Below are 24,957 nucleotides of genomic sequence, written 5' to 3'. Positions count from 1 at the left end.
ACACTGCCCCGGTCCGCCAGCTTGCCTGTGGCGGGCCGGGGTTTTGCCATGGAAAAGAAAAGACAATGTTCCGAAATGCACAATACGAAAGATAAACGTAAGCGAAAGACGTTTGCCCTGTCGTCGTTCGTGTTTTCCTCCCCTGATTCCCGCGCGGATCGTCCTCTGTTTGCCACCTTCCTGCAGACGCGTGTATCTGCTACACCACGATAGCGAAAGTTATTTGACGCTCCACAGATTAAATCGAAAGATAAATTGCATTTATTTGCTCGATTGAGCGATAAATTACCGTTTTAACTTTCTTTTTGTTGACGATACTTATTTTTCTTTTTAAAGTAATCCCAAGAAAACGAAAATCAGCCGATGCGGACTGATTTCCCGAAAGGTGCAGCTGCCTGGCTGCACCGGCCGACGACCACCATAAAAATTGCGCTCCCCCGACTCCGCCCTGGAGCGGGGAGGGCGCGCATAACCCTCGATATAGACGGAGAGACATCATGCATAGCACCCGACTCAAATTGCGCGACATCAGCCGCGCCGCCGCGATCGTGATCGCACTGGCGGCCGGCGTGCCAGGCCAGGCCTGGGCACAGTCGAACGCCACGAGTACCATTTTCGGCGAAGTGAGCGCGCCGGCCGGCGCCACCGTGGTGCTGGAAAACCTGGCGACGGGCGTGCAGCGCAGCCTGACGCCGGATACGTCGGGCCGCTATGTGGCCAACTCCATGCCGCCAGGCCGCTATGCGGTGCGCGTGCTGCGTGCCGGTTCGGTGGAAGCGTCGCAGGAAGTCGAGGCCCTGATCGGCGCCGGCGCGGAAGCGAACTTCGGCCCGGCCAGCGCGGCTGGCCCCGTGGGCCAGGAGCAGACCGTCGTGGTGAAGGCGTCGCGCAATCCGATCGACGTGTCGAACACCAACAATGGCGTGATCTTCACGGCCAAGGAATTGAAGGCGCTGCCGGTCGGCAACGATGTCGCCTCCATCGTGCAGCTGACGCCGGGCGTGGCGCGCGGCACCAACAGCGTGTATGGCAATGCACCGTCGATCGGCGGCTCGGGCCAGTCCGAAAACGCGTTCTACGTCAACGGCTTCCCCATCACCAACCTCCTGACCCAGGTGGGCGCGTCGGAGCTGCCGTTCGGCGCGATCTCCAACCTGCAGGTGCTGTCGGGCGGCTACGGCTCGGAATTCGGCCGCTCGACGGGCGGCGTGATCAACATCACCACCAAGAGCGGCGGCAACAAGGTCGAATTCGGCGGCAAGGTCTCCATCATCCCCCGCTCGCTGAAGGGCACGACGGAAAACCGGTACTACCCGAACACGGGCGCCAATCCGGAGACGGATGGCACCTTGAAGTACTGGAACCGCGATAACGGCAGCACCAGCAAGGTGGTCGGCTTGTACGGCAGCGGACCGCTGATCAAGAACAAGCTGTTCGCCTTCGTGGCGCTGGAACAGACGCGCACGGACGGCGGCGCCGTCGCCGGTGCGCGCGACGACCTGGTGGACAAGGTGCTGCCGAACGGCTGGCGCGAGAGCAAGAGCAAGGTTGACCGCATGATGGCCAAGCTGGACTACAACCTGACGGACGACCATCACTTTGAATATACCAAGCTGTATGACCGCACGACTACGGACAGCCAGAGCTATGGTTTTGACTATGCCACCTTGAAACGCAACAACGTGGCTGGCGGCGGGAGCGAGACCACCATCAACTGCTGCGGCTCGTCGGCCGCGCCGGGCGCGAATGTCGACATCTTCAAGTACACGGGCTACCTGACGGACAACCTGACGGTGACGGCGATGATGGGGCAGTCGCGCACTTCGCACCGCCGTACCCCGGAAGGCTACAATCCGCTGCTGGCGCAAACGTCGTCGAATGAATCGACCCAGGTGCCTGGCCTGACGTACACCAATCCGCAAATGGTGACCGGTACTCTGGTCGACCCGTCGTCGGAAGACCGCCAGAAAGCCAAGCGCCTGGACCTGGAATACAAGCTGGGCAAGCATTCGCTGCGCGGCGGCATCGACCGCATCGACGTGGAATCGAAAGTGGGCCTGAGTCTGGCCGGCGGCTATCGCTGGAAGTACCAGAAGGTCAAGGATCCGACGCTCCTGATCAACGGCGCCTTTGAAACGCCGGCCCAGGGCAACGGCTACGGCAAGGACGGCTATTACGTCAGCAAGGAATTGAACGCCAACCTGGCGCGTCCGACCAGCGTGCAATCGGCGCAATACATCCAGGATCACTACCAGGTCACGGAACGGGTGCTGCTGGACCTGGGCCTGCGCCGCGAACAGTTCACCAACTACAGCACCGATGGCGTGGCCTTCATTTCGCAGCGCAACATGATCGCCCCCCGCGTGGGCGCTACCTGGGATTACCTGGGCGACGGCACCCTGAAATTCTTCGCCAACGGCGGTCGCTACCACCTGCCGGTGCCATCGAATTTGTCGAGCAACATGGCCAGCCCCTTCCTGGCCACCAGCGAGATGTTCACCTACACGGGCGTCGATCCCGTCACGGGCGCGCCGACGGGCCTGCACGCCATCAGCAAGCCGTATTCGGCCAACAACGCGTATGGCCAGAGCCGCGATGCGCGCGAGGTGACGGCCGTGGGCCTGAAGCCGCTGTCGCAGGATGAATTCTCGCTGGGCTTCGAACGCGCCCTGAGCAAGAAGCTGGTGGTGGGCGCCAGCTTCCTGTACCGCAAGCTGAACGACACCAACGACGACGTCTGCGACGAGCGTCCGCTGCAAGCCTGGGCCACGCGCAACGGCGTCGATACGGGCAAATGGAGCGGCTTCCAGTGCGCCATCATCAACCCGGGCCGCGACAACAGCCTGATGGTGGACTTTGACGATGGCAAGGGCCTGCGCCGCGTGGATATTTCGGCGGCGGAGTGGGGCAACCCGCTGCCATCGCGCACCTACCGCGCCTTGAACATGTTCATCGAGCACCCGTACACGAATGGCTGGTACGGCAAGCTGACCTACACCTTGTCCGGCCTGAAGGGCAATATGGAAGGTCAGACGGACAGCATCGGCGGCGGCGACGTGGGCCTGACGGTCAGCGACGACCACAAGGAACTGATGTACAACGCGTATGGCTACCTGCCGGGCGACCATCGCCACGCCTTCAAGGCCTACGGATTTATGCAAGTCATCCCGGACGTGATGGTGGGCGCCAACCTGTCGCTGACCTCGGGCGCACCGCGCAACTGCATCGGCGCGCTGCCCGATAACCTGAGGTTCGAGAAAGACTACGGCGATTCCTACTTTTATTGCAATGGCAAGCCGGCGCCGCGCGGCAGCCAGGGCCGCCTGCCTTGGCAAGCCCAGCTGGACATGAATGTGGCCTATACTCCCAGCGCCGTCAAGGGCCTGAGCCTGAAAGTGGACGTCTTCAATGTGTTCAACAGCCAGACCGTGACCCGCTACACCGAAACGCGCGAAGACCATGGCGCCATCTCCCGCAATTACCTGCAGGTCGATGGCCGCACGGCGCCGCGTTCGGTGCGCTTCACGGCTGAATACACCTATTAAACTGCAGCCGGCCCGCTGTATGGCGGGCCGGCGACGAACATTACCAATGGAAGCGAGTAGAGACCAATGACAACACAAATCAATCGACGCAATTTCCTCTCCGCCAGCGCCGCGCTGGCCGGTGGCGCCATGGCCGGCAGCGCACTGCTGCCTGGCGACGCCAACGCCGCCCCCGTGGCCGGCCGCGACAAGGTCCGCCTGGGCGTGATCGGCACGGGCATGCGCGGCCAGGTGCTGCTGGCTGAACTGGTGCGCCGCGACGACGTGGAAGTGGTCGCCCTGTGCGATATCGAGCCGATCATGCTGAAACACGCGCTGGGCCAGGTGGCCAAAGCCGGCAAGCCCCGTCCGCGCACGTATGGCGAAGACCGCGACCAGAAAGCATACAAGCGCATGCTGGACGCGGGCGGCCTCGATGGCGTGATCATCGCCACGCCGTGGGAATTCCACGCGCCCATGGCGATCGCCGCCATGCAGGCGAAGATCGCCGTCGGCTGCGAAGTGGTGGCCGGCATCAGCCTGCAAGACCACTGGGATGTCCTGAACACCCAGCTGAAAACGGGCACGCCGTACATGTTGCTGGAAAATGTGTGCTACCGCCGCGACGTGATGGCTGCGCTGCAGATGGTGCGCGCGGGCCTGTTCGGCGAACTGCTGCACCTGCAGGGCGGCTACCAGCACGATTTGCGCGTCGTCAAATTCAACAGCGGCAATCCGGCCAAGCCGTATGGCGGCGGCGTGGAATTCGGCGAAAAGGGCTGGTCGGAAGCCCATTGGCGCACGCAGCACTCGGTCGAGCGCAATGGCGAACTGTATCCGAGCCACGGCATCGGCCCGTGCGCCATGTACACCAACATCAACCGCGGCAACCGTTTTACGCGCATCAACGCCTTCGCCACCAAGGCGCGCGGCTTGCACGACTATATCGTCAAGCAGCCGGGCGGCGCGCAGCATGCGAACGCCAAGGTGAAATTCAAGCTGGGCGACGTAGTCACCACCACCCTGGCGTGCGAAAACGGCGAAACCATCATCCTGCAGCACGATACGAGCCTGCCGCGCCCGTATTCGCTGGGCTTCCGCGTGCAAGGCACGGACGGCCTGTGGATGGACTTGAACAATGCCATCCATATCGAGGGCGTCAGCAAGCCGCACCAGTGGGATGACTTCAAGGCTTACCAGGACAAGTATGAGCACCCGGTATGGCGCAAGTATGCGGCGCAAGCGGAAGGCGCGGGCCACGGCGGCATGGACTTCTTCGTCATCCACGCCTTCGTCGAAGCGCTGAAGGCCAATGCGCCGATGCCGATCGATATCTACGATGCCGTGACGTGGAGCGCCATCACGCCCCTGTCCGAGCAATCGATCGCCGCCAACTTCCAGACCCTGGACTTCCCGGACTTCACGGGCGGGCAGTGGAAATCGCGCAAGCCTATCTTCGCCCTCGACGGCAAGTACTAAGCTCCATTCGCCCGCTACCGCGCTTGCCGCCGTAGCGGGTTTTTTCTGTCCCGATCCGTTTTTCAACCGCGGCGCACGCCGCAGGACTTCTTGCGCCTGTTGCACGCCGTACTACCAGGAGACGTTGATGAAACACAGAAGTTCATTACTCTGCGCAGTTCTTCCCGCCATGCCCTTGCTGCTGGCAGCCTGCGGCGGCGCCACTGCCACCGCTACCCCAGACATGGGCGGCACCGCCTTGCTGGCCACTGGCGTGGCCACAGCGGTCACGCCCGCCACCGTGGAACTGGCCGGAAATGCCTTCATCACCAACGGAGACAAGGGCGCCGTCATCGGCGAACATGGCCTGGCCGGCTGGAGCAATCCCGATGCCGTCGCCAGCACGTATTTCCGCGTGGCCGGCGCGGGCCCCGTCCAGGTGGCGCTCGACGCCAGCCTGGCCGATGGCGGCAACAGCACCATCCGCGTGAAGATCAATGGCGCGCCGTTCGACGTCAAGCTGGCCGGCAAGGCCCGCAAGACCTATGCCGTGGGCACGGTCAATGTGCCGGCGGCCGGCTATGTGAAGGTGGACTTGCAGGGGGTGACGCGCGCAAAAGCCACGTTCGGCGACGTCGCCGCGTTGAAGGTGACTGCGAACGCGGCGCTTAATTACGCTAACGACCCGGCCAATTACTACTGGTCGCGGCGCGGTCCGTCAGTGCACATGGGTTACACGGTGCCGGCCAATACCGAGTATTTTTATAACGAGATGACGATCCCCAAGGGCCAGGACGCCATCGGCTCCTACTTCATGGCCAACGGCTTTGGCCAGGGCTACATGGGTATCCAGGTGAAATCGACCAGCGAGCGCTGGATCCTGTTTTCCGTGTGGGACGCCGACAATGGCGCGAAGACCACCCTGGTCAGCAAGGGCGCCGGCGTGGTCGATAACGCGTTCGGCGGCGAAGGCACGGGCGGCCAGACCTATTTGTCGTACAACTGGGCGGCCGGCGCCACGTACCGCTTCATCACGCGCGCGCGGCCCGACGGCAAGGGCGGCAGCGACTACTCGGCCTGGTTCTTCGCGCCCGAGACGGGCAAGTGGCGCTATATCGCCACGTGGAAGCGCCCGGCGATTTCCACGTATCTGACGGGCTTGCATTCTTTCCTCGAGAACTTCATCGACACCCTGGGCCATACGGAGCGCCGCGTCCAGTTCGGCAACCAGTGGGCGAGGAACGTTTCAGGCGCCTGGTCGGAAGTGACGGCGGGGAGGTTCACGGGCGACGCCACGGCCACCAATGCGCAGCGCATGGATTACGCGGGCGGCCTGGAAAACGGCAAGTTTTACCTGCGTAACGGCGGCTTCTTTGCCGACTACGTGAAAACCAGCCAGAACTTCACGCGTCCGGCCACGGGCCAGGCACCGTCCGTCGATGTGGCGGCCTTGCCGATGCAATAGGCGTTGATCCTTACCCCGGCCGCTTGCCCACCATCGCTTCGATGCCGCGATAGTAGGTGAGCGGGCGGCCTATCGTCACTCCCATCAATGCCGCCGCCTGGATGATGTCGTTTGTATCGCGCCGGTACACGACCAGCGCATCCATCTGGTCGGTGCCGTTGCCGTCGATCTGGATCAGGTCATAGCCGCCTTCGTCCACGGCGCGCTGCGCCAGTTCCGCGTCCAGCCACTCGAAATAGGGCAGCGCGCTACCGTCGCCTCCCTCGAGCATTGCGTACGGGAAGTCGGGGAATTCGTCGAACATGTCCTGTATCTGTTCGTGCAGCTCATCGAGCTTGTCGCCCGACGCCGTATAGCCAGCCAGGTGCCAGAGGATCGCCACCGCGTAGGCATGCGCATCGCTGTCGATCCACTCGTCGCGTGGCGCGGACGGCGCGTTGGTGATGGCGGTGACGGCCGCGTCGAGCTCCTCGCCTTCCAGGTCACCGCAGGTCAGCTTGGTCAGCAGTTCAGATAACAGCATGTTTGCCTTTCAATGGAGGGACGCCAGGCCAGGATGGTCGGCTGGGTGATGTTGTCAATACTATCATTTCCGCGTGCCGAGGCGCGCCCGGTAGAACTTGCACCGTGCACTGCGCCGGCGGATGCGGCCAGCCTGGCAATTTTGGAAAGAATCGCGTCAAACTGGCATTTGCAGGCCGCTTGCGCCGCAGCACCGCCTAGATATAGAATGCGAATCATTATTATTTGCGACCCAGGGAGCATGCGACGTGTCGGCAGCCCAACCCGGCGTCCACCAGGAGGTGGGCAGCCTGTACCACGATCACCACCGCTGGCTGCAAGGCTGGCTGCGGCACAAGCTGGGCAACGCGTTTGACGCGGCCGACGTGGCGCACGACACCTTCATGCGCCTGCTGAACCGCGACGAGGCCATCGCCGCCCGCGAGCCGCGCGCCTTCCTCACCACCGTGGCCAAGGGCGTGCTGGGCAATCTGTACCGCCGCCGCGACCTGGAAGCGGCCTACCTGGAAACACTGGCCAGCCTGCCCGTGCAGTGCGCGCCCGATCCCGAGGCGCAGGCGATCCTGCTCGAAGCCCTGTTCGACATCGACCGCCGCCTCGATGGCCTGGCGCCCGCCGTGCGCCGCGCTTTTCTGCTGTCGCAGCTCGATGGCATGCCGCAGGCGGCCATCGCGCTGGAACTGAACATCTCGCTGGCCACCGTGCAGCGCCACCTGGTCAAAGCCATGCACCAGTGCTTCTTTTCCCCGTCGGCGCCGTGATGGGCGCCCTGAGGCCGGAAGCGGCCAGCTTGCAGGCTGTCGAATGGCTGGTGCGCTTGCAGGCCGGAGACGCCACGCCCGAAGTGGAGCAGGCCTGGCGCACTTGGCGCGGCAGCGACCCGGAAAACGAGCAGGCGTGGCAGCATGTGGAAGGCTGCATGGCGCGCATGCGAGCCTTGCCGGCGACGCTGGCGCACGGCACCCTGGCGCGCAAGCCCGCGCATGCGCAGGCCAACGCGGCGCGCCGGCAGTCGCTCAAGCTGCTGGCGCTGCTGGCCGTGGGCGGCGGCGCCTGGCTGGCGGGCGGCGACGAACAGGCGGCCTTCTGGCTGGCCGATTACCGCACCGGCACGGGCGAGCTGCGCCACATCGTGCTGGCAGACGGCACGCGCATCGCGCTCAACACGGCGTCCAGCATCGACGTGCGCTACGATGCGGGCCAGCGCCTGGTGACCTTGTTAAAAGGCGAGATCATGGTCAGCACGGCGCGCGATGCGGCTGGCCGTCCTTTTTTCGTGCGCACGGCGCAAGGCCGCTTGCAGCCTGTGGGCACGCGTTTTGCCGTGCGCGCGGAAGGGGGGCACACACACCTGGGCGTGTTCGCGGGCGCCGTCGATATTCTGCCGGAACAGGCGCCCGCCGCCGTGCGCAGGCTGCAGGCCGGCCAGCAAGCCAGCTTTACGGCGGCGCAGATCGGTAGCGTGCAAACCTTGCCTGCCGGTGCGGATGCGTGGACGGCCGGCATGCTGGTGGCGCACGACATGCCGCTGGCCGATTTTGTCGGCGAGCTGGCCCGCTATCGCCAAGGGCGCCTGGCCTGCGATCCCGCCATCGCCCACCTGCGCGTGTCGGGCATCTATCCGCTGGCCGACACGACGCAAGTGCTCGACATGCTGACGCGCACCTTGCCCGTCGACGTGCGCCAGAGCACGCGCTTCTGGGTGAGCGTGGTGCCGCATCGGAAGCACCCGTGATTATTTTCCGAAAAAGTGAGGGGTTTTCGATTTTCGCGTGACATAGCGAGTGAACCCTTCATTCACTTTCAGGAAAACAGTCCGCATGCCCAGCACAATACCTATTTACGCCTCTTCCGTTTCCAGCACATGCCGCCGCAGCGTGGCGGCGCTGGCCGTCAGCCACGCCCTGTGGCTGCTCGCCGCCGGCGGCGCCTCGGCCGCCGCACCCCTTGCGCAGGCAGCCAATGCGGCGCGCATCGAGCTGGCGATACCCGCCGGTACCCTGGAACAGGTGCTGGTGCGCTTCGGCCAGGAGACGGGCACCATGATTTCCTACCAGGCCGCCGCCGTGGCGGGCAAGCGCAGTGCCGGCCTGGCGGGCAGCTACAGCGTGCCACAAGCGCTGAGCGCCATCGTCGCCGGCTCGGGCTTGCGCGCCGTACCGCAGGCGAACGGCGGTTATGTGCTCGACGTGGCGGCGGCCGATGGCGGCCAGACCATGCCCGAGATGAAGGTCAGCGCCAGCTTTGATGCGAACGGCGCGACGGAAGGCAGCGGTTCGTATACGACGCAGACCATGCGCTCGGCCACGCGCCTGGGCCTGTCCGTGCGCGAGACGCCGCAAGCCGTCAGCGTGGTCACGCGCCAGCAGATGGATGACCAGAACCTGCAAACGGTGGAAGAGGTGCTGCAAAACGCGGCCGGCGTGGCCATCAACCGCTACGACAGCGACCGCACCTCGTTCTTCGCGCGCGGCTTTTCCATCGCCAGCTACCAGTACGACGGTATTCCCACCACGGTCGACAATGCGTTCAGTGTGGGTGACAGCACCCTGGACATGACGGCCTACGACCGGGTCGAGATCGTGCGCGGCGCCACGGGCCTGCTGACGGGCGCGGGCGAGCCGTCGGCCACCATCAACCTGGTGCGCAAGCGCGCGTCATCGAGTCAGCTCGCCGGGAATGCTGCCCTGAGCCTGGGTTCCTGGCACAATGCGCGCGCCAGCGCTGACGTCTCCTCGCCATTGAGCAGCGATGGCAAGGTGCGCGGGCGTGTCGTGGCCAGCTACCAGGACAGCGAATCGTATGTGCGCCTGTATCACGCCAAGAAGGCCATGGCGTATGCCACCGTGGAAGCGGACCTGGCGCCCGGCAGCGTGCTGATTGCCGGCTATGAGTACCAGGATAATCGCCCGCGCGGCGGCATGTATGGCGGCTTGCCGCTGTGGTATGCGGATGGCGAACGGGCCACCTTGCCCCGTTCCGCCACCACGGCAACCACCTGGAGCCGCTGGTTCAGCACCAGCCAGACGGCCTTTTTGCGCCTGGAGCAGGACCTGGGCAAGGGCTGGAACCTGACGGCCATGCTGAATCACGGCTGGGGCAATTATTCGGCTGCCGAGCTTTTCGCCAATACCTGGCCGGACAAGGTCACGGGGCAAGGCGTGACGGGCTACGCCGGGTTTTACTCGGGCACGCGGCGCCAGGACAGCGTCGACGCCTATGTGCAGGGCCCCGTGCAACTGCTGGGGCGCACGCACGACCTGGCGTTCGGCGTCTCGGGCAGCAACCAGTTCTCCAGCAATCCGGGTATTGCCGGCAGCAGCGTCGATTACGGCAATTTCTACCAGTGGCAGGGCGTGGCGCCGGAGCCGGACTGGAACGCCCCGAGTTTCTCGCGCTGGCAGTTGCTCGACACGGTGCAGCAGCGCGGCATCTACGGCACGGCGCGCTTTTCGCTGGCCGATCCCTTGAAACTGATCGTCGGCGCGCGCTACAGCCGCTACAAGGCGGACCACGTCGATGACTGGGGCGGCAGCTACGCCTATGCCAAGCATGCCGTCACGCCGTATGCGGGCCTGGTGTGGGATATCGACGCGCAGCATGCGCTGTACACCAGCTACAGCAAGATATTCAAGCCGCAGGGCTATCAGGACCGGCTCGGCCGCTACCTCGATCCCGTGCAGGGCAAGAATGTGGAAGCGGGCGTGAAGGGCGAGTATTTCGGCGGCCGATTGAACGCGGCGCTGGCCGTGTTTCGCATCGCGCAAGACGGCCTGGCGCAGGAGGACACGGGGCATTTCGTCGGCAATTCGCTGACGCAGGCGTATTACGCGGCTGCCGGTACCACCAGCAAGGGCGTGGAACTGGACGTCTCGGGCGAGCTGACAAAGGGTTGGAATGTGTCGGCCAGCGTGTCGCACGCGGCGGCCGAGGACAACACGGGCGCACGCCTGAACAGCTATGTGCCGCAGACCCTGGCGCGCGTGTTTTCCACGTATCAGCTGCGTGGCGACTGGCGCGCGTTATCGGTGGGAGGCGGCGTGAACTGGCAGAGCGGCGCCTACCGTGACGCCACCGGGCCGAAGGGCACGGAGCGCGTGGAGCAGGGCGGCTATGCCGTGGCCAGCCTGATGGCGAAATACGCGTTGTCGCGCCAGCTGTCGCTGCAGGCGAACGTCAACAACTTGTTCGACAAGCATTACTACAGCCAGCTTGGCATGTACAACCAGGGTTACTGGGGCGCGCCGCGCAATGCCAGCGTCACGCTGCGCTACCTCTTCTGATGTATCAGAGTGGCCACGCCTGTTTGGTCACGGCCACGGCGATGATGTAGGCGAATACCAGCACGGCGAGCGCGAAGGCGGCGCCGCGCACGGCTGGCGTCTTGCCACGTTTCAGGGCGATGGTGCCCAGCACGATGTAAGCCACCAGCGCGCACAGCTTGGCGGCCAGCCACGGCTGGCTGCCCGGCGACTGGCCGCTCCACACGGCCAGCGCGATGGCGCTGGCCAGCAGGGCTGTGTCGACCAGGTGCGGCAATATCTTCACCCAGCGCTGCTGCAAGGCGGGCGAGGCGCGCAGCATCCACGCGCCGCGCAAGAGGAAAAGAAAGCCGCTGGCGGCGGCGCAACCCATGTGGAAATGCTTGAGGCTCAGATAATCCATGCGTGATGTGGTGGGCGTTGATTGACGATGGCGCCAGCATAGCCGCCTTTGCCGCGCCGCGCCATACGTCGTCGGGATGAGGCGGCCCTAGCGCAGGAATTTGACATACACGAGTTCAGGATCGTTTTCGTCGAGATGGTCGATCTGGCCGCTGCGCACGAAGCCGGCGCTGGCGAAGAGCCGTTGCGCAGCCAGGTTGCTCTCGTTCGTCGAGGTGAATATTTTCCCTGTGCGGCACGCGGCTTCGGCCGCCGCCAGCAGGCGCCGCCCCACGCCGCGCCGCTGCTGCCCGGGGGCGACCACCACCAGCGAGACGAAGCCGTAGCCAAAGAAGTCGCCGTTCAGGAGGGCATAGCCGGCCACCTGGCCCGCCCGCATGGCCACCAGACAGTGTCCCTGGCAGACGGCGGCGCGTATTGCATCGCCCCGGCTGGCGTGCGCCTGCGCGTACGCATCGCAGGCCAGCATGGCTGCCACGTCGCCAGACCGGGCCACGCGGGTGATGATGGGGTCTGTTTCGTGCCTGTTCTGCATGCCGCTCCTTTTTCTCCAGGCGCCGAGTGTGCCAAAAATCCCTCCGCTTGTAAAACACCCGCCATCCAGGCTAGGTTTGCGCCGCGCCATCTAGTCACTTTTGCCGATACGGCTATCCAGATTGCCTTTCCAGAATCACCCTGTGACCGATAGTGCCTTTCCCCTCTGCCACGTAAGCTGGTCGGGACGGCTGGCCAGACGGCCAGTGCATTCATGGAGAAACATCGTGGCTACCCTAGATGGCACTAAGAACAACAGTAGTAACAAGGCAGTCGAACCCGGCATGCGGCGCAAGCAGTTTTCCGTGTTGGTCAGCAGCACCTTCGCATTTACCATCTGCTTTGCAGTCTGGATGATGTTTGCCGTACTGGGCATTCCCATCAAGACCAGCCTGGGCTTGACTGAAACACAATTCGGCCTGCTGGCCGCCATGCCCGTGCTGACGGGTTCTCTCGTGCGCGTGCCCCTGGGCATCTGGACGGACAAATACGGCGGACGCCGCGTCTTCTTCTGGCTGATGCTGGCCAGCGTGGTGCCGATCTACCTGATCTCCTACGCCACCGCCTACTGGCATTTCCTCGTGCTGGGCATGTTCGTCGGCCTGGCGGGCGGCTCGTTTTCCGTCGGCACGCCGTACGTGGCGCGCTGGTATGAAAAGGAGCGCCGCGGCCTGGCGATGGGCATTTTCGGCGCAGGCAACTCCGGTTCCGCGCTGACCAAGTTCGTCGCGCCGGGCATCGTCGCCGCCTTCGGCTGGCAGATGCTGCCCAAGGTGTATGCGGTCGCCATGCTGGCCACGGCCATCATCTTCTGGCTGTTTTCGTACACGGACAAATCGCATCTGGCGCCGTCGGGCGAAAGTTTTTCGGCGCAGATGAAGGTGCTGAAGGATCCCCGCGTGTGGCGCTACTGCCAGTACTACTCGGTGGTGTTTGGCGGCTACGTGGCGCTGGCCCTGTGGATGACGAAGTACTACGTGGCCGAATACGGTTTTGATTTGAAGCACGCGGCGCTGCTGGCGGCCTGCTTCTCGCTGCCGGGCGGCGTGCTGCGCGCGATGGGCGGCTGGATCTCCGACAAATATGGTGCGGCGAAAGTCACCTGGGCCGTGATGTGGGTGTGCTGGGTGTGCTTCTTCCTGCTGTCGTATCCGCAAACGCAGATGGTGGTGGAAACCGTCACGGGACCGCTGGCCTTCCATATCGGCCTGTCGCCGCTGTGGTTCACCGTGCTGCTGTTCATCGTCGGCATTGCCATGGCCGTGGGCAAGGCGTCCGTCTTCAAGTTCATCGGCGATGATTTTTCCGACAACATCGGCGCCGTCTCGGGCGTGGTCGGCCTGGCCGGCGGTCTCGGTGGCTTCATCCTGCCCGTGATGTTCGGTGCCCTGGTGGACCTCACCGGCGTGCGTTCTAGCTCCTTCATGCTCTTGTACGGCACCGTCTGCGTTTCCCTCGTCTGGATGTATTTCTCGTTCAAGCCGCTGCGCGCGGCACCTATCCCTCAACCTGCAGGAGCAAAAGCATGAGCCGCTATATGATTAACACCTGGGAGCCTGAGACTCCCAGTTTCTGGCAATCGACAGGCAAGGCCACGGCCGCGCGCAATCTGTGGATCTCGATTCCCGCGCTGCTGCTGGCGTTCGCCGTGTGGATGGTGTGGAGCGTGGTGGTGGTCAACCTGCCCAACATCGGTTTTACCTACAGTAACAACCAGCTGTTCTGGCTGACGGCCTTGCCGGGCCTGTCCGGCGCCACCTTGCGCATCTTTTATTCGTTCATGGTGCCGATCTTCGGCGGGCGCCGCTGGACGGCCATTTCCACCGGCTCGCTGCTGATTCCCGCCATCGGCATCGGCCTGGCCGTGCAGGACGTGAACACGGGCTATCCGACCATGCTGATCCTGGCGCTGCTGTGTGGCTTTGGCGGCGGCAATTTCGCCTCGTCGATGGCCAACATCAGCTTTTTCTACCCGAAGGCGAGCAAGGGCTTCGCGCTGGGCATGAATGCGGGCCTGGGCAACCTGGGCGTGTCGGTGGTGCAGTTCGTCGTGCCGCTGGTGATCACCTTCGCCGTCTTCGGCGCCTGGGGCGGCGATTCGCTCACCTGGGTCAAGAATGGCGTGAGCAAGGACATGTGGCTGCAAAACGCGGGCTTCATCTGGGTGCCGTTCATCGCCTTGAGTACCTTGCTGGCCTGGTTCGGCATGAATGACCTGGCGTCGGCGAAGGCCTCGTTTTCCGAACAGGCCGTGATCTTCAAGCGCAAGCACAACTGGCTCATGTGCTGGCTGTACACGGGCACCTTCGGCTCCTTCATCGGTTATTCGGCCGCGTTTCCGCTGCTGATCAAGATCCAGTTCCCCGACGTGAACCCGCTCGATTACGCTTTCCTCGGTCCCCTGGTCGGCGCGCTGGCGCGCGTGGCCGGCGGCGTGATTTCTGACAAATTGGGCGGCGCCCGCGTCACCTTATGGTCGTTCCTGCTGATGATCGGCGCCGTGCTGGGCGTGCTGTACTTCATGCCGCAAGCCGGTGTGGGTGGCAGCTTTAACGGCTTCTTCTGGATGTTCATGCTGCTGTTCGCCGGCACCGGCATCGGCAATGCGTCGACCTTCCGCATGATCCCCGTGATCTTCTTGACGGAACACCAGCGCGCGGCGGTCGGCAAGGGCAAGGCGGCGCAGGAGCAAGCCATCGTCGACGCCAACAAGGAAGGCGCGGCCGTCCTGGGCTTCACGTCGGCCGTGGCCGCCTACGGCGCCTTCTTCATCCCGAAAAGCTATGGCACCTCGATCTCGCTGACGGGCAGCCCCGACGCGGCCCTGTGGTGCTTCATCGGCTTTTATGTCAGCTGCATCGCCATCACCTGGTGGTGCTACGCCCGTAAAAACGCGCCGATGCCTTGCTAGTTAGCGTCAGAATGCCTGGCAAGTCCTGCTTGCCGGGCGTTGTATTCAGTAAGAGGTAGTCATGGAAGAACTGGAAAAATTCGTCAACGGCTTCAGCCTGTTTCAGCAGCAGTATTTCAGCGAGCCGCAGACCTTGTACGACAGCCTGCGCGACGGGCAGCGTCCCTCGACCTTGCTGATCGGCTGCTGCGATTCGCGGGTCGATCCCATGCTGCTGACGGGCAGCGATCCGGGCGACATGTTTGTCGTGCGCAATATCGCCAACCTGGTGCCGCCGTGCACGCCCGATGCGCCGCCCGGCGTCAGTTCGGCCATCGAGTTTGCCGTCTGCAAGCTGGAAGTGGCCAGGGTCATCGTGCTCGGGCATGCGCGCTGCGGCGGCATCCGCGCGCTGCTCGAACCGCAGCCGCGCGCGGAAGGCCAGGAAACGGACTTCGTGGGACAGTGGATGCGCATCGCTGAACCGGTGGCGCAGCGCGTACGGCGCGAACTGGCGCACCGTTCGTCGGCAGAACAGCACCACGCGTGCGAACTGGCCAGCATCCTGCAGTCGCTGGACAACCTGCTCACCTACCCATGGCTGAAACGGCGGGTGGAGCAGGGATTATTGAAATTGCATGGATGGTATTTCGATATCGACAGCGGGGCGCTGATGGCGTATTCGGCGCGCCAGCAGCAGTTCCTGCCCCTGGTCTGCCCGATCGAACGGGCGCGTCATCTGCACGAGCGCCCTTGGCCGGATTCAGCTAAAACGTAACAAATCCCCGCTGCGGTCAAACGCCAGCAGGCTGTCGATGCGGCCTTGCTCGATGGCCGTCACCATGGCGCGCAGGGGCGCCTCGCATTCCTGCGCCGCCGGCGGCTGGCCGTCCTGGCCCGCCAGTCCCGCCACGAAGACCACGTCCCAGTGCGTCTGCATCTGTTTCGACTCCTCCTTCAATGTCTCGAAGCTGTCCAGTTCCTCGGGCAGCTTGTCGGCGCACATCACGGGCGTGAGGGACTTGCCCTGGCCGCCAGGCTGGGCTTGCGCCTGGGTAAAGGTGAACAGCAGGCGTTGCGGCTGTTCCTGGTTGCGGGCGCTGCGCAGCAGGCTGGCGTAATCGGTAATCGACATGGTGCTCTTTCTCTGTGTTGAACGATGACGACAGGTATACCGCAGCGCCGCCTTGCCGCCCATAGGCAATAGTGACTATCCGGGTGACTACGCGCCTATGCATTCCTGGTGCCGGAAAACGACTTCTTGCCAATACCGCCGGGCAGGGCGCATCGATAGACTGTTTGTATCGACGCTTGAGCCATCCTGCTTGCAGCGTTTTTTAAGACCTGGCGCCGCTGTCTGCGGCGCAATGTGGAGGTAGCATGAGTCACTTTCTGGACCGCCTGAAATTTTTTAGCAAGCCCGCCGAGCCGTTTTCAAACGGCCATGGCACCGTGGTCGATGAAGACCGTACCTGGGAAAACGCCTATCGCCAACGCTGGCAGCACGACAAGATCGTGCGCTCCACGCATGGCGTGAACTGTACCGGCTCGTGCAGCTGGAAGGTGTATGTCAAGAATGGCCTGATCACCTGGGAAACCCAGCAAACCGATTACCCGCGCACGCGGCCCGACCTGCCCAACCACGAACCGCGCGGCTGTCCGCGCGGCGCCAGCTATTCCTGGTACGTGTATTCGGCGCAGCGCGTGAAATACCCGATGGTGCGCGGCCGCCTGATGGAAATGTGGCGCGAAGCGCGCAAGACCATGGACCCCGTCACGGCCTGGGACTGGATCAGCCAGGACCCCGTGCGCTCGCAGCAGTACAAATCCATCCGCGGCCTGGGCGGCTTCGTGCGCGCCACGTGGGACGAATCGAATGAAATCATCGCCGCAGCGAATGCGCTGACGATCAAGAAATACGGCCCGGACCGCGTCGTCGGCTTTTCGCCGATTCCCGCCATGTCCATGGTCAGCTATGCCTCCGGCACGCGCTACCTGTCGCTGATCGGCGGCGTGGCCCTGAGCTTTTATGACTGGTACTGCGACTTGCCGCCCGCCAGCCCGCAAGTGTGGGGCGAACAGACGGACGTGCCGGAATCGGCCGACTGGTACAACTCGACCTATCTGATGGTGTGGGGCTCGAACGTGCCGATGACGCGCACGCCGGACGCCCACTTCTACACGGAAGTACGCTACAAGGGCACGAAAACCGTGGCCATCTCGCCCGATTACGGCGAAATGGTGAAGTTCGGCGACATCTGGCTGGCGCCCAAGCAGGGCACGGATGCCGCGCTGGCGCTGGCCATGGGTCACGTCATCCTCAAGGAATTCCACTCGGAAGGGCAGAGCGCCTACTTCCGCGACTATGCGCGCCAGTACACGGACTTCCCGATGCTGGTGCTGCTCAAGGAGCATAACGGCACCCTGGTGCCCGACTACTTCCTGCGCGCTTCGCACCTCGACAACAACCTCGACGAAACCAACAACCCGGAATGGAAAACCCTCGTCATCGATGAAACCACGGGTGCGATCACCGCACCGGCCGGCTCCATCGGCTTCCGCTGGGGCGAGTCGGGCAAGTGGAACCTGGAGCAGAAGGCGGGCGGCAGCGGCGCGCCCATCGTGCCGATGCTCTCCATGATCAACGACAGCGACGCCGTCACGGAAGTGGGTTTCGCCTACTTCGGCGGCAAGGATGCGTCCGACATGCTGCTGCGCAAGGTGCCGGTGAAAACCATCCGCCTGGCCGACGGCAGCACGGGCCTGGTGACCACCGTGTTCGACCTGACCCTGGCCAACTACGGCATCGACCGTGGCCTGGGCGGCGAAAACGTGGCCGAAAGCTATGACGACGACGTGCCGTACACGCCAGCATGGCAGGAGAAGCACACGGGCGTGAAGCGCGCCGACGTCATCACCGTGGCGCGCCAGTTCGCGGAAAACGCGGACCAGACGCGCGGCAAGAGCATGGTCATCGTGGGCGCCGGCCTGAATCACTGGTACCACATGGACATGACCTATCGCGGCATCATCAACATGCTGATGATGTGCGGCTGTATCGGCCAGTCGGGCGGCGGCTGGGCCCATTACGTGGGCCAGGAAAAACTGCGTCCGCAAACGGGCTGGACGCCTTTGGCCTTCGCCCAGGACTGGGTGCGTCCGATGCGCCAGATGAACGGCACCTCGTTCTTCTATGCCCACACGAGCCAATGGCGCCACGAAAAGCTGGAAACGGGCGACATCGCCTCGCCATCGGCGGCCGGCGGCACGGGCGACCTGACCCTGCTCGACTATAACGCCAAGGCCGAGCGCATGGGCTGGCTGCCATCGGCGCCGCAGCTGCAAACCAATCCGCTGGAAGTGGCCAAGGCCGCGAAGGCGGCAGGGCAGGCGCCGGCCGCGTATGCGCTCGACCAGATCAAGGCGGGCCAGTTGCAGTTCTCGTGCGACGACCCGGACAACCCGGCCAACTTCCCGCGCAATATGTTCGTCTGGCGTTCGAACATCCTCGGCAGCTCGGGCAAGGGCCACGAGTACTTCCTGAAATACCTGCTCGGTACGCAGAACGGCTTGCTCAGCGATGAAGAGGACTGCCTTACGCCGAAGCAGGTGAAAGTGCGCCCGGCCGCCGAAGGCAAACTCGATCTGCTGGTGGTGCTGGACTTCCGTATGTCGACCACGTGTCTGTACGGCGACGTGGTGCTGCCGACGGCCACTTGGTATGAAAAGGATGACTTGAACACGTCGGACATGCATCCGTTCATCCACCCCTTGTCGGAAGCCGTGCAACCCTTGTGGCAATCGAAATCGGATTGGGAAATCTACAAGGGCATCGCCGAGAAATTCTCGGAAATCGGCGGCGAGCTGCTGGGCACCCAGCAAGACATCATTTTGACGCCGCTGATGCACGACACCCCGGGTGAACTGGGGCAGCCTTTCGATCCCAAGGATTGGCGCGCGGGCGAATGCGACGCCATTCCCGGCAAAACCATGCCGAACATGACGGTGGTCGAGCGCAATTACCGCGACGTCTACAAGAAATTCACCTCGATCGGCCCGCTGCTGGAAACCATCGGCAACGGCGGCAAGGGCATCTCCTGGAAAACGGGACATGAAGTCGAGGTATTGCGCGGCGTGAACCGCACGGTGCTCGACGAGGGCGTGTCGAAGGGCCAGCCGCGCCTCGATACGGCCATCGATGCGGCCGAAATGATTCTGTCGCTGGCGCCGGAAACGAATGGCCACGTGGCCGTGAAAGCCTGGGCCGCGCTGTCCGCCATCACGGGACGCGAGCACACCCACCTGGCGCTGCCGCGCGAGCATGACAGCATCCGCTTCCGCGATGTGCAGGCGCAGCCGCGCAAGATCATTTCCTCGCCCACCTGGTCGGGCCTGGAAAGCGAAGAAGTCAGCTACACAGCCGGCTATACCAACGTGCATGAACTGATCCCATGGCGCACCCTGACGGGCCGCCAGCAGTTCTACCAGGATCACCTGTGGATGCGTGATTTTGGCGAGGGGTTGTGTGTGTACAAGCCGGCCATCAACACGAAGACGACGGAAGCGCTGCTGGGCACCAAGCCGAACGGCAACAAGGAACTGGCGCTGAACTTTTTGACGCCGCACCAGAAGTGGGGCATCCACTCCACGTATTCGGACAACCTGCGCATGCTGACCCTGTCGCGCGGCGGACCGCACGTGTGGCTGTCGGAAACCGACGCGAAGACGGCCGGCATCGTCGACAACGACTGGATCGAGGTGTTCAACGTGAATGGCAGCCTGACGGCGCGTGCCATCGTCAGCCAGCGCATCCCGGCCGGCATGACGATGATGTACCACGCCCAGGAAAAGATCATCAACGTGCCTGGCGCGGAGATGACGGGCAAGCGGGGCGGCATCCATAACTCGGTGACGCGCGCCGTGCCCAAACCGACGCACATGATCGGCGGCTACGCACAACTGGCGTACGGTTTCAATTACTACGGCACGGTGGGCTCCAACCGCGATGAATTCGTATTGGTGCGCAAGATGAACAAGGTCGACTGGCTCGAAGGCCCGTTGCAGGAAGAAGGAGCATAGTATGAAAATCAGAGCGCAAATCGGCATGGTGCTGAACCTGGACAAGTGCATTGGCTGCCACACCTGTTCCGTCACCTGCAAGAACGTGTGGACCAGCCGTGACGGCGTCGAGTACGCATGGTTCAACAACGTGGAAACCAAGCCAGGCATCGGCTATCCGAAGCAGTGGGAAAACCAGGACAAGTGGAATGGCGGCTGGCGCCGCACGGACGCGGGCAAGATCGAGCCGCGCCAGGGCAGCCGTCTGAAAATCCTGGCGAATATCTTCGCCAACCCGAACCTGCCCGCCATCGACGAGTACTACGAGCCGTTCACCTACGACTATGAGCACCTGCAAAGCGCGCCGCTGTCGCAGACGCCGCCGACGGCCCGTCCCATCTCCGTGCTGACGGGGAAAAAGATGGAGAAAATCGAGTGGGGTCCGAATTGGGAAGATGACCTGGGCGGCGAATTCGCCCAGCGCAGCAAAGATAAACTGTTCGACAACATGCAGAAGGAGATGTACGGCACGTTCGAAAACACCTTCATGATGTACTTGCCGCGCCTGTGCGAGCATTGCCTGAACCCGACGTGCGTGGCCTCTTGCCCGTCCGGCTCCGTGTACAAGCGCGAAGACGACGGCATCGTGCTGATCGACCAGGACAAGTGCCGCGGCTGGCGCATGTGCATCTCCGGTTGCCCGTACAAGAAGATTTACTACAATTGGTCGTCCGGCAAGGCGGAGAAGTGCACCTTCTGCTTCCCCCGCATCGAAGCTGGCCAGCCGACCGTGTGCTCGGAAACGTGCGTGGGCCGCATCCGCTACCTGGGCGTGCTGCTGTATGACGCCGACAAGATCGAGGCTGCCGCCTCCGTGCCGCAGGAGCAGGACCTGTACCAGGCGCAGCTCGACCTGTTCCTCGATCCGCACGATCCGGCCATCATCGCCGAGGCGCGCCGCCAGGGCATTCCCGACCTGTGGCTGGAAGCTGCCGTCAAGTCGCCCGTCTACAAGATGGCCGTCGAGTGGAAAGTGGCGTTCCCGCTGCATCCCGAATACCGCACCTTGCCGATGGTGTGGTACGTGCCGCCCCTGTCGCCGATCCAGGCGGCCGCCGAATCGGGCAAGCTGGGCGTGAACGGCATGCTGCCGGATACGCAAAGCCTGCGCATTCCCGTGCAGTACCTGGCCAATCTGCTGACGGCCGGCGACCAGCCGCCCATCGTCTCGGCGCTGGACCGCATGCTGGCCATGCGTGCCTACATGCGCAGCAAGACCGTCGAGAAGGTGGAAAACCTCACGGTATTGAAGCAGGTGGGCTTGACCAAGGCGCAGGTGGAGGACATGTACCACATCATGGCCATCGCCAATTACGAAGACCGCTTCGTCATCCCCAGCAGCCACAAGGAAATGGCCGAGGACAGCTTCAACGAGAAGGGCAGCTGCGGCTTCAGTTTCGGCAATGGCTGCTCGGACGGCACCAGCGAGCCGACCTTGTTCGGCAAGAAAAAACACGGTTCGGCCATCTTCATGCAGATGCCGAAGTCGCGCAAAACGGCGCCCGGCGCTTAAGGAGCTCATATGGAACACGCTATGCATCACTACCAAGTCCTTTCTCGTCTGCTGCTGTATCCGGAGCCCGAGCTGATCGAACACCTGCCGCAACTGGACGCCGCATTGGCGGCCGTGCCGGAGCAGCACGCGCTGCTGCGGCCCTTGCTGGCGCATCTGGAAAGCAGCAGCCTGATCGACCTGCAGCAGCAGTACGTGGCCACCTTCGACCGCAATCCCTCGCACTCGCTGCACCTGTTCGAGCATATCCACGGCGAATCGCGCGACCGGGGCCAGGCCATGGTCGACCTGATGGAGGAATACAAGCGCCACGGCCTGCAAATGGTGGGCGACGACTTGCCCGACTTCGTGCCCCTGTTCCTGGAGTTCCTGGCGCAGCTCGACGAGGCGGTTTCGGCGCCGCTGCTGGGCGACGCCGTCCACGTGCTGGCGCACATCGGCCGCAAGCTGACGGCCAACGGAAGCCCGTATGCGCCCGTCTTCACGCTGCTCGAACGCCTGAGCCCAGTGGCGGCAGAAATGCTGGCCGAACCGCCGGTGCGCGACATGGATGAAGCGCTGGAAACCTTCGGTCCCGGTGCGGACGGCGTCGAGCCGTTGCTGCGCCAAGGTCAGGGCCAGGTCGCGGGCGGCGTCCATCCCGTGCATTTTCACCCGCAGCCGCGGCGTGCCGCTTAATTGGCCGCCTGCGCCCGCATGAGGAGAGTACATCATGAGTAATTACTTGCATCAATTTGTGTATGGTGTTTATCCATACATCGCGCTGGCCATCTTTTTCCTGGGTAGCCTGATCCGTTTCGACCGCGAGCAATACACGTGGAAGTCCGATTCCAGCCAGTTGCTGCACCGCGGCAGCCTGCGCCTGGGCAATATTCTGTTCCATATCGGCATCATCGGCCTGCTGTTCGGCCATGCGGCCGGCTTGCTCACCCCCGTCTGGGTGTGGGATACGCTGGGCGTGTCGCATAGCCTGAAGCAGGGCGTGGCCATGGCGGCCGGCGGCGTGATGGGCGGCCTGTGCCTGATCGGCATCCTGATCCTGCTGGCGCGCCGCTTCGGCAATGAACGGCTGCGCGCCGTCACCACGGCCGGCGACAAGCTGGTGATGCTTTGGATCTTGCTGACCTTGCTGCTGGGCCTGTCGTCGATCTTCGTCTCGGCTTTGCACATGGATGGCCACATGATGGTCTTGCTGATGAACTGGGCGCAGCACATCGTGACTTTCCGCGGCGACGCCGCCAGCTTCATCGTCGATGCGCCGCTGGTGTTCAAGCTGCATCTGTTCATGGGCATGTCGCTGTTCGTCATCTTCCCGTTCACCCGCCTGGTGCACGTGTGGAGCGGCTTTGGCGCCATCGGATATCTGGGCCGCGCCTATCAACTGGTGCGCCGCCGTTAAGAAAGGAGCTACATCATGGGAATCTCCGTCAATGGCATCGATATCGACGATGCCGACATCGCGCAGGAATTGCCGCATCACGACGGCGCCGGCAATCCGCTGAAACAGGCCGTGCATGAACTGGTGCTGCGCCGGCTGCTGCAAGACGAGGTCGAACGCCTCGGCGTGCAGGGCGGCAGCCTGGACGACCGCATCGAAGCGCTGTTTGCGCAGGAAGTGCGCGTGCCGCCCGCCGATGATGCGGCTTGCCGCACCTTTTATGCGCAGCGCCCGCAGCTGTTCAGCAGCGGGGCGCTGGTCGAGGCGCGCCATATCCTGTTCCAGGTGACGCCGGAGGCGCCTTTGGAACTGCTGCGGGCCACGGCGCAAGCTGTGCTTGACGCCCTGAAGCTGGCGCCCGAGCGCTTCGGCGAACTGGCGGCGCAGTATTCGAACTGCCCCTCGGGCGCCCTGGGGGGCAACCTGGGCCAGCTGTCGCCGGGCCAGAGCGTGCCGGAGTTCGACGCGCTGCTGTTCCGCCTGGAAGAGGGCGCGCTGGCCGGCCATTTGCTGGAAACGCGCTTCGGCTACCACATCGTGCAGGTGCTGCGCCGGGTCGAAGGCCAGGTCATCGCCTACGAGGCGGTGCAGGCGCAGATCGCCGACCGCCTGTCGCGGGCCGCGTGGCAGCGCGCCGTGCACCAGTATCTGCACTTGCTGGTGGGGCGCGCGGAGATCGCCGGCGTCGAACTGGAAGGCACAGCCAGTCCGTTAGTGCAATAGACCGGAAGGCGTAGGCCGCTAGGCCTTCTGGGGCACAGCCAGATCGTGCCCTAGCCTTTACAATCAAGGAAGAAACAGGAGTAGCGTCATGGGTAGCGTCAAGTTGCAGGACCGTTTTGGCCGTTCGATCGATTATGTGCGGCTGTCCGTCACCGACCGCTGCGATTTGCGCTGCAGTTATTGCATGCCCAAGGGCTTTCGCGGTTTCGAAGAGCCGAAGGACTGGCTGACGTTCGACGAGATCGAGCGCCTGCTGGGTATTTTTGTGCGCCTCGGCACGCGCCGCGTGCGCCTGACGGGTGGCGAGCCCCTGTTGCGGCGCAACCTGCCGGAGCTGGCGCAGCGGCTGTCCGCGCTGCCCGGCTTGCAGGACCTGTCGCTGTCGACCAATGCCACGCAGCTGGGCAAGCACGCCGTGGCCCTGCGTGCGGCCGGCGTGGACCGCATCAACGTCAGCCTGGACTCGCTGGACCGCGCCTGCATGCAGCAGATCACGGGGCGCGACAGCCTGCAGCCGATTCTCGATGGCCTGATGGCGGGCAAGGGGGCCGGTTTCGATCCGATCAAGATCAATATGGTGGCCATGCGCGGCGTCAATGACAGCCAGATCGAGGCCATGGCGGCCTTCTGCATCGAGCAGCAGTTCATTCTGCGCCTGATCGAAGCCATGCCGATGGGCAGCACGGGCCGCAATGCCCGCTACATGCCGCTCGGTCCCGTGCGCGAGCGCCTGGCGGCCCGCTTTGGCCTGGTGCCGCAGGCGATGGAGCTCGGTGGCGGGCCGGCGCGCTATATGGCGACACCCGATGGACGCTCGAGCATCGGTTTCATCACGCCCATGTCGCAGCATTTTTGCGCCACCTGCAACCGCGTGCGCCTGTCCGTCGATGGTACCCTGTACCTGTGCCTGGGCCAGGAAGAAAAATTCGCCTTTGGCCCCATGCTGCGCGGCGGGGCCACGGATGCGGAGATCGAGGCGGCGATCCGTGCCGCCATCGAACTCAAGCCGCAGCAGCATGATTTCAATACGCAGCCGGACAAGATTATCCGTTTTATGGCCCAAACCGGAGGCTGAACGGGGCGGTGCCAAGTAAAGGGTGTATGAAAT

19 protein-coding genes are annotated in these 24,957 nt (G+C 63.7%); 15 read left to right on the top strand and 4 right to left on the bottom strand.

Annotated elements, in window-relative coordinates:
• The first annotated feature begins 497 nt into the window (after positions 1–497).
• The 3 genes from OX460_RS06790 (at position 498) to OX460_RS06780 (ending at position 6,447) form a co-directional block, all read left to right on the top strand.
• Positions 498–3,545, top strand: coding sequence for a TonB-dependent receptor (locus tag OX460_RS06790; protein WP_289898159.1), 3,048 nt, complete (start codon positions 498–500; stop codon positions 3,543–3,545).
• Between the two features lie 66 nt (positions 3,546–3,611).
• A complete protein-coding gene (locus tag OX460_RS06785; protein ID WP_289898158.1) occupies positions 3,612–5,003 on the top strand; it encodes a Gfo/Idh/MocA family oxidoreductase in 1,392 nt (463 codons plus the stop codon).
• 127 nt (positions 5,004–5,130) lie between these two features.
• Positions 5,131–6,447: a DUF3472 domain-containing protein gene (locus OX460_RS06780; RefSeq protein WP_289898157.1), complete on the top strand. Its 1,317-nt coding sequence runs from the start codon at positions 5,131–5,133 to the stop codon at positions 6,445–6,447.
• Positions 6,448–6,457: 10 nt separating this feature from the next.
• Here the strand turns inward: OX460_RS06780 and OX460_RS06775 are convergent, their stop codons facing one another.
• Positions 6,458–6,970 carry a hypothetical protein gene (locus OX460_RS06775; RefSeq protein ID WP_289898156.1) on the bottom strand — a complete coding sequence of 171 codons (513 nt, stop codon included), beginning with the start codon at positions 6,968–6,970 and terminating at the stop codon, positions 6,458–6,460.
• Between the two features lie 247 nt (positions 6,971–7,217).
• Here OX460_RS06775 and OX460_RS06770 point away from each other — a divergent pair, with 247 nt between their 5' ends.
• From OX460_RS06770 to OX460_RS06760, 3 genes are all read left to right on the top strand, one after another.
• Entirely contained in the window at positions 7,218–7,730 is a 513-nt protein-coding gene (locus OX460_RS06770; RefSeq protein ID WP_289898155.1) for a sigma-70 family RNA polymerase sigma factor, read from the top strand.
• Positions 7,730–8,704 carry a FecR domain-containing protein gene (locus tag OX460_RS06765; RefSeq protein WP_289898154.1) on the top strand — a complete coding sequence of 325 codons (975 nt, stop codon included), beginning with the start codon at positions 7,730–7,732 and terminating at the stop codon, positions 8,702–8,704. Before OX460_RS06770 ends, OX460_RS06765 begins: the two co-directional genes overlap by 1 nt.
• 85 nt (positions 8,705–8,789) lie before the next feature.
• Positions 8,790–11,252, top strand: coding sequence for a TonB-dependent receptor (locus OX460_RS06760; protein WP_289898153.1), 2,463 nt, complete (start codon positions 8,790–8,792; stop codon positions 11,250–11,252).
• 4 nt (positions 11,253–11,256) lie between these two features.
• On the opposite strand, the gene OX460_RS06755 is transcribed toward OX460_RS06760, so the two are convergent.
• Together OX460_RS06755 and OX460_RS06750 are read right to left on the bottom strand one after the other, a co-directional pair.
• Entirely contained in the window at positions 11,257–11,634 is a 378-nt protein-coding gene (locus OX460_RS06755; protein WP_289898152.1) for a SirB2 family protein, read from the bottom strand.
• An 87-nt stretch (positions 11,635–11,721) separates the two neighbouring features.
• Positions 11,722–12,168, bottom strand: coding sequence for a GNAT family N-acetyltransferase (locus tag OX460_RS06750; protein WP_289898151.1), 447 nt, complete (start codon positions 12,166–12,168; stop codon positions 11,722–11,724).
• Positions 12,169–12,451: 283 nt separating this feature from the next.
• Between OX460_RS06750 and OX460_RS06745 the strand changes: the two genes are divergently transcribed.
• From OX460_RS06745 to OX460_RS06735, 3 genes are all read left to right on the top strand, one after another.
• Positions 12,452–13,696: a nitrate/nitrite transporter gene (locus OX460_RS06745; RefSeq protein ID WP_289898421.1), complete on the top strand. Its 1,245-nt coding sequence runs from the start codon at positions 12,452–12,454 to the stop codon at positions 13,694–13,696.
• Positions 13,693–15,078: a NarK family nitrate/nitrite MFS transporter gene (locus OX460_RS06740; protein WP_289898150.1), complete on the top strand. Its 1,386-nt coding sequence runs from the start codon at positions 13,693–13,695 to the stop codon at positions 15,076–15,078. The genes OX460_RS06745 and OX460_RS06740 overlap by 4 nt, the downstream gene beginning before the upstream one ends.
• A 61-nt stretch (positions 15,079–15,139) precedes the next feature.
• Positions 15,140–15,835, top strand: coding sequence for a carbonic anhydrase (locus tag OX460_RS06735; protein WP_077403725.1), 696 nt, complete (start codon positions 15,140–15,142; stop codon positions 15,833–15,835).
• Here OX460_RS06735 and OX460_RS06730 read toward each other — a convergent pair.
• Positions 15,821–16,192: a ribonucleotide reductase subunit alpha gene (locus OX460_RS06730; protein WP_099393481.1), complete on the bottom strand. Its 372-nt coding sequence runs from the start codon at positions 16,190–16,192 to the stop codon at positions 15,821–15,823. The genes OX460_RS06735 and OX460_RS06730 overlap by 15 nt on opposite strands.
• Before the next feature lie 245 nt (positions 16,193–16,437).
• Between OX460_RS06730 and OX460_RS06725 the strand changes: the two genes are divergently transcribed.
• From OX460_RS06725 to moaA, 6 genes are all read left to right on the top strand, one after another.
• Positions 16,438–20,136 (top strand): nitrate reductase subunit alpha, encoded by a 3,699-nt coding sequence (locus OX460_RS06725; RefSeq protein ID WP_289898149.1) that lies wholly within the window; start codon positions 16,438–16,440, stop codon positions 20,134–20,136.
• A 1-nt stretch (position 20,137) separates the two neighbouring features.
• Positions 20,138–21,688 carry a nitrate reductase subunit beta gene (narH, locus tag OX460_RS06720; RefSeq protein ID WP_251348990.1) on the top strand — a complete coding sequence of 517 codons (1,551 nt, stop codon included), beginning with the start codon at positions 20,138–20,140 and terminating at the stop codon, positions 21,686–21,688.
• Positions 21,689–21,709: 21 nt separating this feature from the next.
• Positions 21,710–22,366, top strand: coding sequence for a nitrate reductase molybdenum cofactor assembly chaperone (gene narJ, locus OX460_RS06715; RefSeq protein WP_289898420.1), 657 nt, complete (start codon positions 21,710–21,712; stop codon positions 22,364–22,366).
• 34 nt (positions 22,367–22,400) lie between these two features.
• Entirely contained in the window at positions 22,401–23,087 is a 687-nt protein-coding gene (gene narI, locus OX460_RS06710) for a respiratory nitrate reductase subunit gamma (RefSeq protein ID WP_289898148.1), read from the top strand.
• A gap of 15 nt (positions 23,088–23,102) precedes the next feature.
• Complete coding sequence (locus OX460_RS06705) at positions 23,103–23,849, top strand: peptidylprolyl isomerase (RefSeq protein WP_289898147.1); 747 nt, start codon at positions 23,103–23,105, stop codon at positions 23,847–23,849.
• An 88-nt stretch (positions 23,850–23,937) separates the two neighbouring features.
• Complete coding sequence (gene moaA / locus OX460_RS06700) at positions 23,938–24,924, top strand: GTP 3',8-cyclase MoaA (protein WP_251348986.1); 987 nt, start codon at positions 23,938–23,940, stop codon at positions 24,922–24,924.
• Positions 24,925–24,957: the final 33 nt, after the last annotated feature.

Source organism: Janthinobacterium sp. SUN033, assembly GCF_030397595.1.
GTDB classification, from domain to species: domain Bacteria; phylum Pseudomonadota; class Gammaproteobacteria; order Burkholderiales; family Burkholderiaceae_D; genus Janthinobacterium; species Janthinobacterium kumbetense.
Note: the sequence above shows the minus strand (reverse complement) of the source record. Positions and strands in the feature narration are given on the sequence as shown.

Coding starts and splice junctions, on each gene's coding strand:
- OX460_RS06790 (WP_289898159.1), top strand. CDS start 498: ATGCATAGCACCCGACTCAAATTGCGCGACATCAGCCGCGCCGCCGCG.
- OX460_RS06785 (WP_289898158.1), top strand. CDS start 3,612: ATGACAACACAAATCAATCGACGCAATTTCCTCTCCGCCAGCGCCGCG.
- OX460_RS06780 (WP_289898157.1), top strand. CDS start 5,131: ATGAAACACAGAAGTTCATTACTCTGCGCAGTTCTTCCCGCCATGCCC.
- OX460_RS06775 (WP_289898156.1), bottom strand. CDS start 6,970: ATGCTGTTATCTGAACTGCTGACCAAGCTGACCTGCGGTGACCTGGAA.
- OX460_RS06765 (WP_289898154.1), top strand. CDS start 7,730: ATGGGCGCCCTGAGGCCGGAAGCGGCCAGCTTGCAGGCTGTCGAATGG.
- OX460_RS06760 (WP_289898153.1), top strand. CDS start 8,790: ATGCCCAGCACAATACCTATTTACGCCTCTTCCGTTTCCAGCACATGC.
- OX460_RS06755 (WP_289898152.1), bottom strand. CDS start 11,634: ATGGATTATCTGAGCCTCAAGCATTTCCACATGGGTTGCGCCGCCGCC.
- OX460_RS06750 (WP_289898151.1), bottom strand. CDS start 12,168: ATGCAGAACAGGCACGAAACAGACCCCATCATCACCCGCGTGGCCCGG.
- OX460_RS06745 (WP_289898421.1), top strand. CDS start 12,452: ATGCGGCGCAAGCAGTTTTCCGTGTTGGTCAGCAGCACCTTCGCATTT.
- OX460_RS06740 (WP_289898150.1), top strand. CDS start 13,693: ATGAGCCGCTATATGATTAACACCTGGGAGCCTGAGACTCCCAGTTTC.
- OX460_RS06735 (WP_077403725.1), top strand. CDS start 15,140: ATGGAAGAACTGGAAAAATTCGTCAACGGCTTCAGCCTGTTTCAGCAG.
- OX460_RS06730 (WP_099393481.1), bottom strand. CDS start 16,192: ATGTCGATTACCGATTACGCCAGCCTGCTGCGCAGCGCCCGCAACCAG.
- OX460_RS06725 (WP_289898149.1), top strand. CDS start 16,438: ATGAGTCACTTTCTGGACCGCCTGAAATTTTTTAGCAAGCCCGCCGAG.
- narH (WP_251348990.1), top strand. CDS start 20,138: ATGAAAATCAGAGCGCAAATCGGCATGGTGCTGAACCTGGACAAGTGC.
- narJ (WP_289898420.1), top strand. CDS start 21,710: ATGCATCACTACCAAGTCCTTTCTCGTCTGCTGCTGTATCCGGAGCCC.
- narI (WP_289898148.1), top strand. CDS start 22,401: ATGAGTAATTACTTGCATCAATTTGTGTATGGTGTTTATCCATACATC.
- OX460_RS06705 (WP_289898147.1), top strand. CDS start 23,103: ATGGGAATCTCCGTCAATGGCATCGATATCGACGATGCCGACATCGCG.
- moaA (WP_251348986.1), top strand. CDS start 23,938: ATGGGTAGCGTCAAGTTGCAGGACCGTTTTGGCCGTTCGATCGATTAT.